The 14,071-nt window shown below is 52.3% G+C and carries 8 protein-coding genes; 1 reads left to right on the forward strand and 7 read right to left on the reverse strand.

The window, feature by feature from the left end:
- Positions 1–82 precede the first annotated feature (82 nt).
- The 7 genes from ACMGDE_RS01900 to ACMGDE_RS01930 form a co-directional block, all read right to left on the reverse strand.
- Entirely contained in the window at positions 83–886 is an 804-nt protein-coding gene (locus ACMGDE_RS01900) for a 3-keto-disaccharide hydrolase (RefSeq protein WP_436831058.1), read from the reverse strand.
- A gap of 29 nt (positions 887–915) precedes the next feature.
- Complete coding sequence (locus ACMGDE_RS01905; RefSeq protein WP_436831059.1) at positions 916–2,073, reverse strand: Gfo/Idh/MocA family protein; 1,158 nt, start codon at positions 2,071–2,073, stop codon at positions 916–918.
- A gap of 31 nt (positions 2,074–2,104) precedes the next feature.
- Positions 2,105–3,139: a sugar phosphate isomerase/epimerase family protein gene (locus tag ACMGDE_RS01910; protein WP_436831060.1), complete on the reverse strand. Its 1,035-nt coding sequence runs from the start codon at positions 3,137–3,139 to the stop codon at positions 2,105–2,107.
- Between the two features lie 22 nt (positions 3,140–3,161).
- Entirely contained in the window at positions 3,162–4,379 is a 1,218-nt protein-coding gene (locus ACMGDE_RS01915) for a hypothetical protein (RefSeq protein ID WP_436831061.1), read from the reverse strand.
- A gap of 79 nt (positions 4,380–4,458) precedes the next feature.
- Positions 4,459–5,961: a RagB/SusD family nutrient uptake outer membrane protein gene (locus tag ACMGDE_RS01920; RefSeq protein ID WP_436831062.1), complete on the reverse strand. Its 1,503-nt coding sequence runs from the start codon at positions 5,959–5,961 to the stop codon at positions 4,459–4,461.
- A 30-nt stretch (positions 5,962–5,991) separates the two neighbouring features.
- Positions 5,992–9,138: a SusC/RagA family TonB-linked outer membrane protein gene (locus tag ACMGDE_RS01925; protein ID WP_436831063.1), complete on the reverse strand. Its 3,147-nt coding sequence runs from the start codon at positions 9,136–9,138 to the stop codon at positions 5,992–5,994.
- A 218-nt stretch (positions 9,139–9,356) separates the two neighbouring features.
- Positions 9,357–10,601 carry an MFS transporter gene (locus tag ACMGDE_RS01930; RefSeq protein ID WP_436831064.1) on the reverse strand — a complete coding sequence of 415 codons (1,245 nt, stop codon included), beginning with the start codon at positions 10,599–10,601 and terminating at the stop codon, positions 9,357–9,359.
- 292 nt (positions 10,602–10,893) lie between these two features.
- Here ACMGDE_RS01930 and ACMGDE_RS01935 point away from each other — a divergent pair, with 292 nt between their 5' ends.
- Positions 10,894–14,064 (forward strand): PVC-type heme-binding CxxCH protein, encoded by a 3,171-nt coding sequence (locus ACMGDE_RS01935; RefSeq protein ID WP_436831065.1) that lies wholly within the window; start codon positions 10,894–10,896, stop codon positions 14,062–14,064.
- Positions 14,065–14,071 lie beyond the last annotated feature (7 nt).

The following is a 14,071-nucleotide window of genomic DNA, read 5'->3' on the forward strand; positions in this document are numbered from 1 at the left end:
GCACGGAGCAGTAATATACCGCGCAAACAGCCAGCTGAACATTGGAAGACAGCTAGCTGCTGCGCGGCTTTTGGGTATCCTATTAAAGGGTTTTCAATCGTATATTCCGATAGGCGATTGTCATCGGCGGACCTACATGCACCTGAAATCCCAGTAACCCTTCGGATTTGCGGTTTTTCTCGTCGTCATCGACCACTTCACTCATTAAGGTGCCATTGATGTAATGCTGCAGGCGATTGCCTTTTGCCACAATCCGGATTTCATTCCAGTCGCCCTTCTTGATTTGCGCTTTCAGCGAATCCCGGTTGCCCAATGAATCGGTTTGAATCCCTGCCGTCCAGACATTGCCTTTCGCATGGTCGCCGATTTCGCCGTCCACGGGTGGAAGGCGCATCTGCTGGCCGGGGAAGGCGAGGATGGTCCGGCCGCGTTCCTCGTAATTTTGTCCGGTATAGGTATTGGCCGCATCAATGTCGGCTTGGTACCCCCGCAGGGCAAAGGGAACATCCGGCACTTCTTCGCTCCGGTAATTCACTCCGCTATTTCCCTCTCCGATTAGCCGGAATTCGGCGATCAGTTCGAAATCAGCCGGCCGGCCACCTTCCCAGATGATGAATGAGTTTTTGTCAATTTCTTTGCCCGGCCGTATTTCGCCCACGATGGCTTGGTCTTCTACCCGCCAAAGTGCGGTATCCCCACGCCATCCGGATAGGCTGACCCCATCAAAAATCGCTTCAAAATCCTCTTGGGCTACTTGATCCGTTGTCTCCTGATCGGCTGTTGATTGGTGACTGCCGCCGGATGTACAGGCCGTGTACATCAATGCTGATAAGACAACTCCTCCGGCAGCCAGGCCATTCCGGAAACCATTCCAATTTTTTAACATGCTATGTTGATTATATAAATTAACAAACTTCAATCTAGCTCGACTGCTGTATCTTTCCAACTGCGCGACTTGGCCGATTCGATAACGGCTTCACAGACTTTTTGTGTCTCGTACGCGTTTTTGAAATCGGGCTGACAAGGTTCTCCCGATTCGAGGCTTTTCAGAAAATCAGCCACTTGATGAACGAAACTGTGCTCATAGCCGATTCCCAAGCCTGGCACCCACCATTTATCCATATAAGGATGATCGCCGTTGGTCACATGGATGGAGCTCCACCCCTTTACATCCGAATCTACCGCGTTGTCGAAATATTCCAGGCGGTTCAGATCATGCAAGTCCCAGCGGATGGAGGCGTGCTCGCCATTGATTTCAAACGTATACAGTGCCTTATGCCCGCGGGCATATCGGGTAGATTCAAACAATCCCAGCGATCCATTTGAAAACCGGCAATGGAAGATGCATGCATCATCGATGCCGACGTCCTGTAGTTTACCGGTATCCAGGTGCACACGCTGTTTGACGAACGTTTCGGTGACGGCGGACACTTCGGTAATCCCGCCGTTCAACCACATGGCCGTGTCGATGCAATGCGCCAGCAAATCACCGGTCACACCGGACCCTGCCACGTCGACGTCCATGCGCCACGCCGCATCCCCGCCCTGGGGCATATCGGCGTTGATGGTCCAGTCTTGCAGGAAATTGGCCCGGTAATGAAAGATCTTGCCCAATTTGCCGGATGCGACTATTTTTTTAGCTAGGGTAACGGCAGGCAAACGCCGGTAGTTGTACCATACGGTATTGGCCACGCCGGCTTTTGATACGGCATCAACCATCTGTTTGGCCTCATCGAGGTTCCTCGCCAGCGGCTTTTCGGTCAGCACGATCTTTCCGGCTGCTGCCGCTGCGATCGCAATCTCAGCATGCAGGTGGTTGGGCGTGCAGATGTCTACCGCATCGATATCGTCCCTGGCGATGAGCTTCCGCCAGTCGGTTTCGTATGATGCAAACCCCCACTGTTCGGCGAAGGCCTTCACTTTTTCTTCCCGACGCGAGCATACTGCCTGCAATACCGGCTGATACTGCAAATCGGGAAAGAAGTTGGGCACCCTGTTATATCCGTTGGAGTGGGTGCGGCCCATAAAGCCACAACCAATTAATCCTATTCTCAGTTCCTTTTTATTATTCATTTTTTCTCTTTTTTATGCGTTGGTTTTATGCCTATGCTTGCCACCCATGTGCTTCGCGGACGCTGATCATGGCTGCGAGGATATCGTTCCAGGTCTGTTGCTGGTTCAACACAGCGTTGGGGAACATGCACCCATCCCAGCAGATATGGTCAAACGCCTTGGTGAGTTGCCCCTGTTCGTCACGCAGCCAGTAGCCTGCTACCTTGGGGATATCCAGCTTGCCGTTCGGATCATTGGGAAGGCAATGCCGACCGGTCTTGTCGTGCGATCCGGAACCGAAAACGGTGCCGTCATTCTGCGCTACGTGGAAGTCGATGGTCCATGGACGCAGCGCTGCGGTAAGTGTACGCAGGCCCTCGGCGAGGGCCTCTTCATCATCCCACCGGAAATCTGCCGGCAGGATACGATCTTCGGGTTTATTGTAACCCAGCAGGTACAGAAACGTGTGGGACATATCCGCTTGGAAACCCATGTTTGGCCGATCCACGGCCTCCAGGGTATTGATCATAGCTTTCCAACTGTGCATCCCTCCCCAGCAGATCTCGCCTTCGGCGGCTAGCCGTTCGCCGTAATCGGCCGCTACATCACATGCTTCGCGGAATGTCTCCGCAATGATCGCCGTGTTGCCTGCCGGGTCTTCTGCCCAGACAGCCGGTGTGCAAGATGAATCGATGCGCACCACCCCATAGGGGCGGATACCCAGTTCCTTTAGCCGCTGGCCGAACTGGCAGGCCTTGCGCACCATATCTACAAATATGGTCCGGTTTTCCCTGCTCCCCATTGCCGATCCGGCCCAGATGGGTGCCACTAGCGATCCGATCGTGAGGCCATGGGAGGCAACCTTGTCTGCCAGCCGCTTCACCTCATCCTCACCGCCGTTGATGTTTACATGGGGGTCCAGCAGGCCGATGTCTACGCCGTCGAATTTCACCCCGTCGACCTCCGCTGCTGCCGTATAGGCGAGCAGATCATCAAACGGGATGACCGGTTCTGCATCAGGCCCTTTGCCCACGATTCCAGGCCAGGTCGCATTGTGTAATTTGGGGAAATTATTAGCTGTGCTCATATCTTTTTATATTATGTTTCTGTTATGATAATATCAGGTCGGGATTGCCCGGACCAAAATGCTTCAGCATCACGATGGGATCCGTTTTGGAATGGTTGACGATCTTGACCCCTGCCATGGCCGCTGCCTCGCTGACGAAATACTCGTCGTGCGTCAGCTGCCCGTAGCGGATCAGCGCTGGGGTCTCGATCTCCCATACGCCCATCGTCCCGCGTCCTTGCATCATGATCATCCCATATGCAGCGCTGTCGCGAATCGTCACCGAAGCGCCAGGCAGCACGGTCAGTTCCTTCGCACTGAAGGCGTCCGATTTGTAGCATATCCATTTCTCCACATACCCCGCTTCCTGCATCTCCGCCTCCGGACGAACCGGCAACGGTGCCATGAAGCGGTTTTGCATGGTATTTGGGTCCAGGTTCAGTTCCCAGTCCAACACATCGATCAATTCGTCGAAGTCGCCCACCCGATCCTTTGGCGTACCGTTCCACAGCAACTCCTCGGGAATGATCGCCTCATTGACTAGCGATTGGTACATCGCGAATACATCTGATGCTTTCTGGGGCTCATAGGTGCACAGGCTCCCCGGCGCATGCAGCAAGCCCGGCGGAACATCCCAACCTGTACCCGGCTCCAGCCGATACGCCTGTGAAAAATTCGTGATCTTGTTATCCCCTTTCGTGAAGTTCACCAGGCATTCCCGGATCTGGTCCTTGGTCGTACCCGGGGCAAGACCGATAAATGTATACGGAAAATCACCCCCATGGTTGTTCACTTGAGGCGGAAAATAATAGGCCTCCGGCTTCCCCTTCTGTCCGATGAGCGCCGCTTTCTCATCATTATGATGCACATGGTGGGGGAGCGGACCCATGTTGTCGAAAAACTTGGAGTATATCGGCCAGCTTTTATGCTCGTCCCAAAGCCGCGAACCGATTAACGCCCCCTTCAATTCTTCGACCGCATCCCGTAGCAGGAATTGAACTTCTCGACCCGACTGTCCATGGACAACCGGGCTTAACCCTTCGTTTTCACCGGTCAATGGTCCGTTCTTGGCCGGCGTCGTCGACGAAAACCACCGCTCATCTATTCCGCCCCGCGCACCGCCCAAGATATAATAATCGTCCGGATGCAACTTGATCCTACGGCCCGGTACACAGAACGAACGCGGCACCCACGTCGGCGCCAACCGCAATATCCCCTCACCCGACTCCAGTGCTTCTTTCGCTATCTTACTTGTTTCCATGTGATAATTATTGATTTATATTAAGTTACTACGTCCAAAATTAATAATTTAAGCGGCAAACGGGAGGCATCTTGCCTGATTAATAGCCCGTGTTTTGTATCAAATTTGTGTTATTCCGCACTTCGCTGGTCGGTATAGGAAACAGCAATTCACGTTCTTTCAAAACGGGGCCGTAGGAGAACCGATGCCCCACATAATCGTCAAATTGTTTGGTCCCTACATTAAATGCTTTGCGCAACCGTACCATGTCAAACCAGGTCTTATTTTCAAAGCACAGTTCATACCACCGTTCTTTCCAGATAGCTTCCCGCAGTTGCTCCTTGGATAGCCCTTCAAGATCCGCCAATTCGGCCCGTGACCGGATGGCATTGACCGCCTCATAAGCGTCTGTGTTAGGCCCATTCACCTCATTGGATGCTTCAGCAAACGTCAGCAATACATTGGCATACCGGATGACGGGCCAATTCAGGTCACTATTTGCGGTACTGGTTTGGGCGACCTCATCAAAATGCTTCCAAATAAAATACCCCCCCAGATCTACCACTTGGTTTCGATTCGACTCATGGGTATACTCGGTAAAGAAAAACTGCTTTTCCTGGATACGCAAATCATTTGGCTCATAGGATTCGACAAAATCCGCAGTCGCATAGATCCCGCCCGTCTCATCCGAATATTGTGAAATATTCTTGTTGTACGGAATGATGGCCACCTGCCAATTGGAAGGGATCAATTGGGTTGCGAATTGGATCATGAAAATATTTTCTCCGATGTTTTTCATATCGGGATCGTGCAGATCGTCGTAGCCATCAAAAAGCTCGAATTCTTCTGAATCGATCACCTCTTTCGCTTTTTCCGCAGCTAAGCTGTAATGCGTTTCACCTTTTTGCAACGGATAGCCTGCCATGGTCAGGTATACTTCGGCCAACAGTGACTTGACAGCTCCTAAACTCGCCCGACCGGAGGCGTCTCTCCAGGGCATTCCGGCGGCCTCCGCGGTGGTGAGGTCCTGCACGATCAACTCATAAACTGCTTCCGGATCTGCCTGCTGGGGCCTCAACTGTTCAGAGTCCAATGTCACCGGTTCGGTAATCAACGGTATATGACCAAACATCCTGACCAATTGGAAATAATACCAAGCTCTCAAAAAATGGGCTTCCCCCAACAGGCGCGTAGCCTCGGCTTCGTCCATGGTGATTTCCGGGATTTTGGCAATGGATAGATTGGCGTTGCCGATCCCTCGGTAATAATGCTGCCAATACGTTTGCCCGTAACCATTGTCGGATGTATTGTTTAGGTCTTTGACAAAATAGCTATTCGCAGCCTGCCCCAGGTCGGTAGCTGCCAAGCCTGTGGCAAACTCGGTCATCATCCATGCCCCTCCGCCAAAACCGCTTCCCATTGGCTCCCGCAGGCTTGCATAAATCGAGTTCACGGAACTCCGCGCATGCGCAGGCTTTGTAAAATACGCATCCACGGTAAAGTTGCTGGGATCTGCTTCGCTCAAGAATTCGGAACAGCCCGTCAATGCAAATGTCCCTGCTCCGAGAGCCATCGCTATATATTTTGATGCTATTGTTTTCATCGCTTCGTCGTTTTGATGTTAGCTAACTAGTTACAAGCTGATATTTAAGCCCAACATAAACACCCGTGGCCGTGGATAATCATATAGTCCATATCCTTGACCAAAAGCGGAACCGGAATTGGAGACCTCGGGATCGAAACCACTGTACTTCGTAGCGACAAAGAAGTTTTGTACCGATCCATAGATCCGCAACCGCTGTAACTTCAGCCGCGAGGCGAATTCAGCGGGAAATGCGTAAGCCAACAGCAAGTTTCTCCCCCGGATAAATGACGCATCTGTCACCTTATGACTGTCATCAAACGTGTCATAACCCGCTGGAATGGGCCGTACTTGCGCAATTGGCGTGTTTTGATTGCTTTCGGTCCAAGCATTCAACACGGTTTTATAACTGTTTGCAATACCCTGCCTGTCTTCAGCTGAGTGGATGCTTCGATCGAGCACGTCATTGCCATACATATATTGTAGGTCCAGGGTCAACGACCAAGCTTTGTATTGGAACGTGTTCAGGAAGGTTCCAAATCCATCGGGAATACCTTTTCCGATAATTGTACGGTCGTTGTCATTGATAATGCCATCGTTATTCAAGTCCAAGAACTTGATGTCTCCTGGCAGCTTATTATAAATCGCAGCTTCTTCGGCTTCGGCCGTAGACCAGGTTCCCAGGTGCTCCCGTCCGAAGAACGACCCCACGGGTTCGCCGACACGGATAATCGTTGCCGCGCCCGGGAAGATGTCACTGCCACCAGAAAGCGCCAGCACTTTATTTTGGTTGATGGAAATATTGAACGTTGTATTCCAAGAGAAGTCCTCGGTTTGTACATTGGTGGTGTTGAGTGACACCTCAATCCCTTTGTTTTCCATGCTACCGATATTCGTAAAAATGCTGGCATGTCCGCTGGTATAGGGCAGTGGGGCATCCAAGAGCATTTGATCCACCTTCCGGCGGTATAAATCCACTTCGAGATTTACCCGATTGGAAAAAAGCCCCAGTTCCAGTCCGATGTCCACCTGTTGCGTTTTTTCCCACTGCAGCGCAGGATTGGCAATGCGCCCCGTACCTATCCCGACTTCGCGGGATCCACCAAAGATCACTTCATAGTTGCCCATTCCTGGCAATGCGCGGTACGCGGGAATTTCCGAGTTGCCGGTTGCGCCATAACTTGCGCGGAGTTTCAGGTTCGAGACAGCTGGCAAGTCCTGCATGAAGGGCTCGTCACTCACGCGCCATGCCAGTGCGGCCGAAGGGAAGAAGGCGTACTGGTTTTCCTCGCCGAATTTTGAAGATCCGTCGATCCGTCCGGTGAACGTAACGAGGTACTTGCCCATCAATGTGTAATTTAAACGTGTAAAATAGGAATTAAGTCCATACCCCTCCCCAAAAGACCGGGGAGCCAACGCCGTCGCGCCTGAGCCCAGGTTATTAAACTCGAAGTAGCTATCCGTGAAACCCTCCGCACTGGCTTCGTTTTCAAAACGGCCTACATGCTGCCAAGAAAGGCCGAGCATCGCATTCAGCGAGTGGATATCCCCGAAATCTTTGTTGTAGGTCAGGTAGTTTTCAAATTGCCACGAATTCACCCGATTGTTGGTCACCGAAGCATTGCCATTTGTAGATATGTATTGCAGCCCCGCCGCTGCAAAATAGTCCCTGCGTTGATTGATGATATTCGTTCCGAGGGTCGATCGCAATTCCAGGTTTTCAGCCAACTTGATGTTGGCATACATATTACCCAGCATGGTTTGCGTACGTAAAAAAAACAGCCGCTCGTCGGCCACGCGAATGGGGTTATCTCCTCCTTCCATGCCGGGATAATCCCGGTTGCTTGCCCATGAACCATCGGCATACCGCACGGGCACGATGGGCAAGGCTTCCAATACCTGCCGGATCATCGTAATACCTCCCCCGTCCAGCTGATCGACTTGTTTCTCATCCTGGTCGGTATACCCCAGCGAGCCGCCTACGCGTAGCCAGTCCTTGATGTCGCTGTCAAAAACAAAGCGTCCGGCGTATCGCTTTTGCCACGAGCCGTACACCACCCCATTTTCATTGCGGTAGTTCAGGAATGCGCCATAACTTCCCTTTTCATTCCCATTGGTAAAGCCCAATTGATGGTTTTGCGTAAAGGCTTCCTGAAAGGCTTCCTCCTGCCAGTTGATGTCATACAAGGGGTTTCCCTGTTCATCAAAAAGCAGCGGGTTTGTCCGCTTCGTACGGGGGTCGACATATTTCGTGCCTGTTGCCCAACCCTCCGGGTCAAATTTTTCGGCATTGGCGTAAGCAAGCTCTTCTACCCGCAGGAATTCTTCCGAACTGAGCACCGGCAACAATTTCGGGGCGACCCCCAAGCTGAAATCCGAATCGTAGGTCAACGCACCGCCGCCGGGTGTTCCCCGTTTGGTTGTCACCAAAATGACGCCATTTGCACCGCGGGCACCATAGATGGCTGTCGAGGAAGCATCTTTCAGTACCTCGATGGAAGCAATATCATTCGGATTGAGATAATCAATGGGTGTACTGCCATTCTGGAGTCCGACGGTATTTAAAATAACCCCATCGATGACATACAGCGGGTTGTTGGACACGCTGATGGAACTGGCCCCGCGTATACGGACGTTGGTCCTTCCGCCGGGCCGTCCGGAGCTTGAGGACACATTGACACCAGTTACCCGCCCGGCTAGTCCCTGGTTGAGGGAAGAGGCAGGCCGTTCCTGAAGTGCCTCCGCTTTTACGGTTCCGACTGCCCCCGTCAAATCGGATTTCCGTTGCGTACCGTATCCCACCACCACCACTTCATCCAAGTCTGTCTGGCTGTGTTCCATCACGACGTTCAGCGAAGCGCCTGCAACAGGCAACTCCTGCAAATCATAACCGACACCGCTGAATACCAGTATTGCTCCTTCGCTTTTTTGTAAGGTGATGGTATATTCACCCCGGTCATTGGTACTGGTGCTGTTGCTGGTACCCTTTTCTACGACGGTCACCCCGCTGATCGGGGCCTGCGCGGCATCGGTCACCTTTCCGCTCACCGTCTCCTGACTGCCAGGGTCGGCCCAAGCGGCCCGAACCATACTGATGATCAATAACGCAAGCACATATACCCCGCCGTTCCTCCGCCTTTGCCGCTTTCTTTCGGGGTAGCTGCGCAAGTAGGTTAGGTTGTCTTTACGCTTGTTCATAATAAAGTAATTTGGTTAGTTAAAAAATTATTTAATTGGCTTTCAATATTTTATAACTAGTTTGATGCTTTATAATGGACATAAGACTCCCCTGAACCACGATCGGATACCTTGCCCGTGATGCTAGTTGTTTTTAATAACTGTGCTGTCAGATCTTAAAAATCCGCGCCGTTTACCTGCATGGGCGAGCTTTCAGCAGGTAACCGGGCGGGCAGCCGTTAATGCATCGGCTGCGCTGCTGTCGTCGGTGCAGCCTTATCTTTTAAATTCTTTTGCCAAAAGAAGAAAATCGTGAACAATACGATCAAAATGACGGGAAAAGATATCATCTTGACCAATGCATCCTGACCCGTAGCCAGCTCCAACGCGGAGTCGGTCAATCCGGCGGCCGCATTTTTTGCCCGGGCGCTGTCAATCCAGTTTCCGATGACCGGTTGGAAAATTGCCGAAGAGAACATGCCTGCCCCGCCGATGATGGACATACCCAACGCACCGCTCTTGGGAACGCGCTGCGCCGTAGCCCCCACCATCACCGGCCAGAAATAGCAGATGCCGAGCGCGAATATGATGGTCGCCACATACGCGAGTGGCCCGGTGACCGTGCTGAACATATAGATACCGATGGCCGTCAGGATCGCGCCGCCTAAGAGCACGCCGGTCTGCCCAAATGCTTTGACCACAGGTCCCGCAAAAAACCTTCCTACCGCCATCAGTCCGCTCGTCAACGCTAAAATCAGCATGGGTTCGGCGCCGCTATTGCTCATGATCACACTCACCCATTGGTTAGGACCGAATTCGGAAATAGCTGTCAGAAACATGCAGATAAACAAGAAGATAAATGTAGGGGTGAACATTGCCCGGAGGTTTTGGGCCAGGGAGGTAGCCGCTTCCACCACTGGTTTCGGGAAGGTCTTGCCGTAAAATAGGATGGCGTATATGACGGTCGGTACCATGGTCACCCACATCTGTACCTGCCAGCTGAACCCGATGCTGGTCATGGCCTGGGAGAGGAGGGAGCCTAATAGGATACCCCCTGGGAACCACATGTGAAACCTGTTCAGCATCTTATCCATTTTCACGCCTGAATACATGTCTGCAATCATGGGATTACAGGCAGCCTCTGTACAGCCGTTGCCGAAGCCGATAAATAACGTGGAGATCAGCAAGGTTGAATAACCACCGGCATAGATGGTCATGATGATCCCAATAGTATGTGCGATGAACGCAACGCGCATGATATTCCTGGCACCGAAGGAGTGATAGATCAACCCGCCGATAATCATGGAAATGGGGAATCCAAAAAAGAACATGGAATTAACAACCCCTAACTGTGTTGCCGTCAAGTTGAATTCTTCACCAAGCTGGGGCAGGATTCCCGCCCGGATCGAAAAGGTGAATGCCGTTGTGATCAGCGCAAAACATGATCCATTAAATAAAGCACTTTTATTAATATTCTCGTTCATATCGATACGGTTTTAATTGGTTTTCAACTATTGGTTTTACTATTGGTAATCGCTTGCCACCCGCGGCACATAAGCAAAGATATTATTTTGGACATACAATGCTATCCTGTCCCGTCCTGAATATTCCGATGGGCCCCGCGCACTGCCTGCCCGCTTGGTGATCCAGAAATAGACAAGGACAGACCATGACAGTTAACAAGAAAACAATAACTAACATTGACCTTAGTTTAATTAGCTGCCAATGTAGCAAAACCTAACAAACTAACAAAATAATACCGGTATTTTCATGCTTATGAAAACAAAACACCGCAGAACGAACATCCTTCGATTGCTTATGCTATTTGGAGCCGCCTTCATCATGTCACAGGCGCTTCAATGTACCGCTCCTTCACCGGCATTGACCCTTAAAAAGGGGGCTCACATTATCCTAATCGGCAATAATCTCGGGTCAAGGATGATGAATTACGGATATTTTGAGACGGAGATGCAGCTCCGCTATCCAGACAGCCTATTGTATATCCGGAATATGAGCGATGGGGGCAATACACCGGGGTTCAGGCCCCACTCCGGCCGGCCCTCTCCCTGGGCCTTTCCGGGCGCTGATAAATTCCAGACCGAATTGGCGAATGACCCCCATAACGAAGGCCATTGGGAAACGCCGGATGAATGGATCACGCGCCATCAGGCGGATATCATCGTTGCCTTTTTCGGGTTTGACGAATCCTTTCTGGGTGAAGCGGGATTGCAGCGGTACAAAGACGAACTCGATGCTTTTATCATACATACCTTGCAGCAACGTTACAATGGCGTATCAGCTCCGCAGCTTGCCATTGTATCACCCATTGCGTTCGAGGATCTCTCCGACCAATACGACTTGCCGGATGGCAAGCAGGAAAATCGCAACCTATCCCTGTATACCGAGGCGATGAAGGAAATAACGAGTCGGCACAAGGTCCACTTTGTGGATATGTATACCCCCTTTAAAAAGCTGTTCGATCAAGCCGACGAACCCCTCACCATCGATGGGTCACAGCTTACCGATGCCGGTTATGCGGTGTTTTCCACGCGCCTGGCCGATGCTATTTTCGGCAAGAAAAAACCGGACGAAACCCATCGGGAATTGGTCCACGCTGCCGTGATGGAAAAGAACTGGGTATGGCACAAAGACATTAAAATGCCCAATGGCGTCCAGGCATTCGGGCGACGCTACGACCCCTTCGGACCGGACAATTATCCTGCTGAAATAGCCAAGATCAGGGAGATGACAGCCCTAAGGGATGAAGCCATCTGGAAAGCACTTAAGGGCGAAAAGATGAACCTGGATAGCGCCGATGCCCTCACATCGAAACTGCCCGAGGTGGAAACCAATTATTCCTATGATACCAAAAAAGGCAATCCGGCATACCTGCAGGGGCTCAATGCCCTGGAAAAATTCAAGATGGCACCGGGGTATAAAATAGACTTATTTGCTTCTGAAGCGGAATTTCCGGACCTGAGGAAGCCTGTGCAGATGACCTTCGATAACGAGGGACGGCTGTGGGTGGCTACCATGCCATCTTATCCCCACTGGCGGCCGGGTGACCCGAAGCCAAATGACAAGATCATCATCCTGGCGGATACCGACAATGACGGCAAAGCCGACAAGCAGTCGGTGTTTGCCGATAGCCTGCACTTACCTATGGGATTTGAGATCGCCCCGGAGGGGGTGTATGTCTCTCAAGGCACGAATATGGTACTGCTCAAGGATACCGATGACGACGGGAAGGCGGATCGGCAAGAAATCCTATTGAGCGGTTTTGACGACCATGATACGCATCATGCGCACCACGCCTATACCGCCGATCCCTCGGGCGCCATCTATATGGGGCAGGGGGTGTTTCTGCTCAGTGACATTGAGACCTCATACGGCCCTGTCCGAGGCACCAATGGCGGTTTTTTCCGTTATGATCCGGCCAGGCGCAAGCTTGAATTCACCGCGCAGCTGTCCATTCCCAATCCCTGGGGCATTGCATTTGACGAGTGGGGGCAGAATTTTTACGCGGAGACGTCAGGGCCTGATGTCAGCTGGATGATGCCGGGGTCGGTGAGACCGACCTATGGCAAATTCACGCCAAAATCAAGGAACCTCATTGAAGAAAAGCACAAGGTGCGGCCTACGGCCGGACTGGAGTTTGTATCGAGCCGTCATTTTCCGGATGATGTGCAGGGCGACTTCCTCATCAACAATACCATCGGCTTCTTAGGCACCAAGCAGCACACGTTGACCGATGATGGCACCGGGTATAAAAGCCAGCACCGGCAAGACCTCGTGCAGTCTGACGACCCCAATTTCCGGCCGGTGGATGTGGAATTTGCCCCCGATGGCTCGCTATACGTGATCGACTGGCACAACATCCTGATCGGCCACATGCAGCATAATCAGCGTGATCCGCTTCGCGACCATAGCCATGGACGCATTTACCGGATCACGTATCCCGCACGTCCCTTGGTCAAGCCTGCGCAAGTAGCGGGCGCCCCTGTCGATACATTGCTGGACAACCTCAAGCTGCCGGAATACCGCACCCGCTACCGGACCCGCCGCGAACTTCGCGGGCGGGATGCCAAAGAGGTGCTTACCCATCTTAACACCTGGATCGAAAAACTTGACCAAAACGATGCCCGCTATGAACATCATTTGCTGGAAGGCTTATGGGTAAGCTGGGGGCTCAATCAGGTTGATCAAGCGTTGCTTCGCCGGCTGCTCGGCGCCAAGGATTACCGGGCTAGGGCAGCTGCGGTGCGCGTACTGCGGTATACCGGGCATCAGGTAGCCGATCAGGCGCAATTGCTGCAGAAAGCCGCCAGCGATGAGCACGGGCGTGTCCGCTTAGAGGCGCTGGTGGCGGCCTCTTGGTTGGATAAGGCCGAAGCATTGCCGATTTTAGACGAAGCGGCGAAGAAACCGCTGGACGACTGGATGTTGGATGCGTACCACACGGCGCGTACGCGCGTCGAAGGGGGTGCGGAAGTTGCCAAAAAGGAAGAAGCGGTCAACACAGACTTGACCGGTGCCGATCTGGCGCTTTATAAACAAGGAAAACTGATTTATGAACGGGATGGCTTCTGTATCACCTGCCACCAACCCAACGGGAAAGGTCTGGAGGCCTCTGGCTTCCCGCCGCTGGCCGGCACGCCGTGGGTGCTCGATAACGACGAACGCCTGATCAAGCTTACGCTGAAAGGCTTGCAGGGTCCCATAGAAGTGCTCGGCAAATCATATCCCGGCCAGGTGCCCATGACCCCGTTCGAGGGACTGCTGGACGACGAAGGAGTTGCGGCGGTACTTACCTACGTAAAAAATTCCTTTGGCAACAAAGGCGCAGCCATCGATCCTGAACAGGTGAAAGCAATACGGGCGGCCATTGCCGATAAGAAGGGCTTTTATACGCCCGAAGAGTTACTCAAAGCGCATCCACTGGAATAGAAGTGTC

The sequence above is a fragment of the Parapedobacter brassicae genome, assembly GCF_051400755.1.
Taxonomy (GTDB): Bacteria; Bacteroidota; Bacteroidia; order Sphingobacteriales; family Sphingobacteriaceae; genus Parapedobacter.

Coding starts and splice junctions, on each gene's coding strand:
- ACMGDE_RS01920 (WP_436831062.1), bottom strand. CDS start 5,961: ATGAAAACAATAGCATCAAAATATATAGCGATGGCTCTCGGAGCAGGG.
- ACMGDE_RS01910 (WP_436831060.1), bottom strand. CDS start 3,139: ATGAGCACAGCTAATAATTTCCCCAAATTACACAATGCGACCTGGCCT.
- ACMGDE_RS01930 (WP_436831064.1), bottom strand. CDS start 10,601: ATGAACGAGAATATTAATAAAAGTGCTTTATTTAATGGATCATGTTTT.
- ACMGDE_RS01900 (WP_436831058.1), bottom strand. CDS start 886: ATGTTAAAAAATTGGAATGGTTTCCGGAATGGCCTGGCTGCCGGAGGA.
- ACMGDE_RS01925 (WP_436831063.1), bottom strand. CDS start 9,138: ATGAACAAGCGTAAAGACAACCTAACCTACTTGCGCAGCTACCCCGAA.
- ACMGDE_RS01915 (WP_436831061.1), bottom strand. CDS start 4,379: ATGGAAACAAGTAAGATAGCGAAAGAAGCACTGGAGTCGGGTGAGGGG.
- ACMGDE_RS01935 (WP_436831065.1), top strand. CDS start 10,894: ATGAAAACAAAACACCGCAGAACGAACATCCTTCGATTGCTTATGCTA.
- ACMGDE_RS01905 (WP_436831059.1), bottom strand. CDS start 2,073: ATGAATAATAAAAAGGAACTGAGAATAGGATTAATTGGTTGTGGCTTT.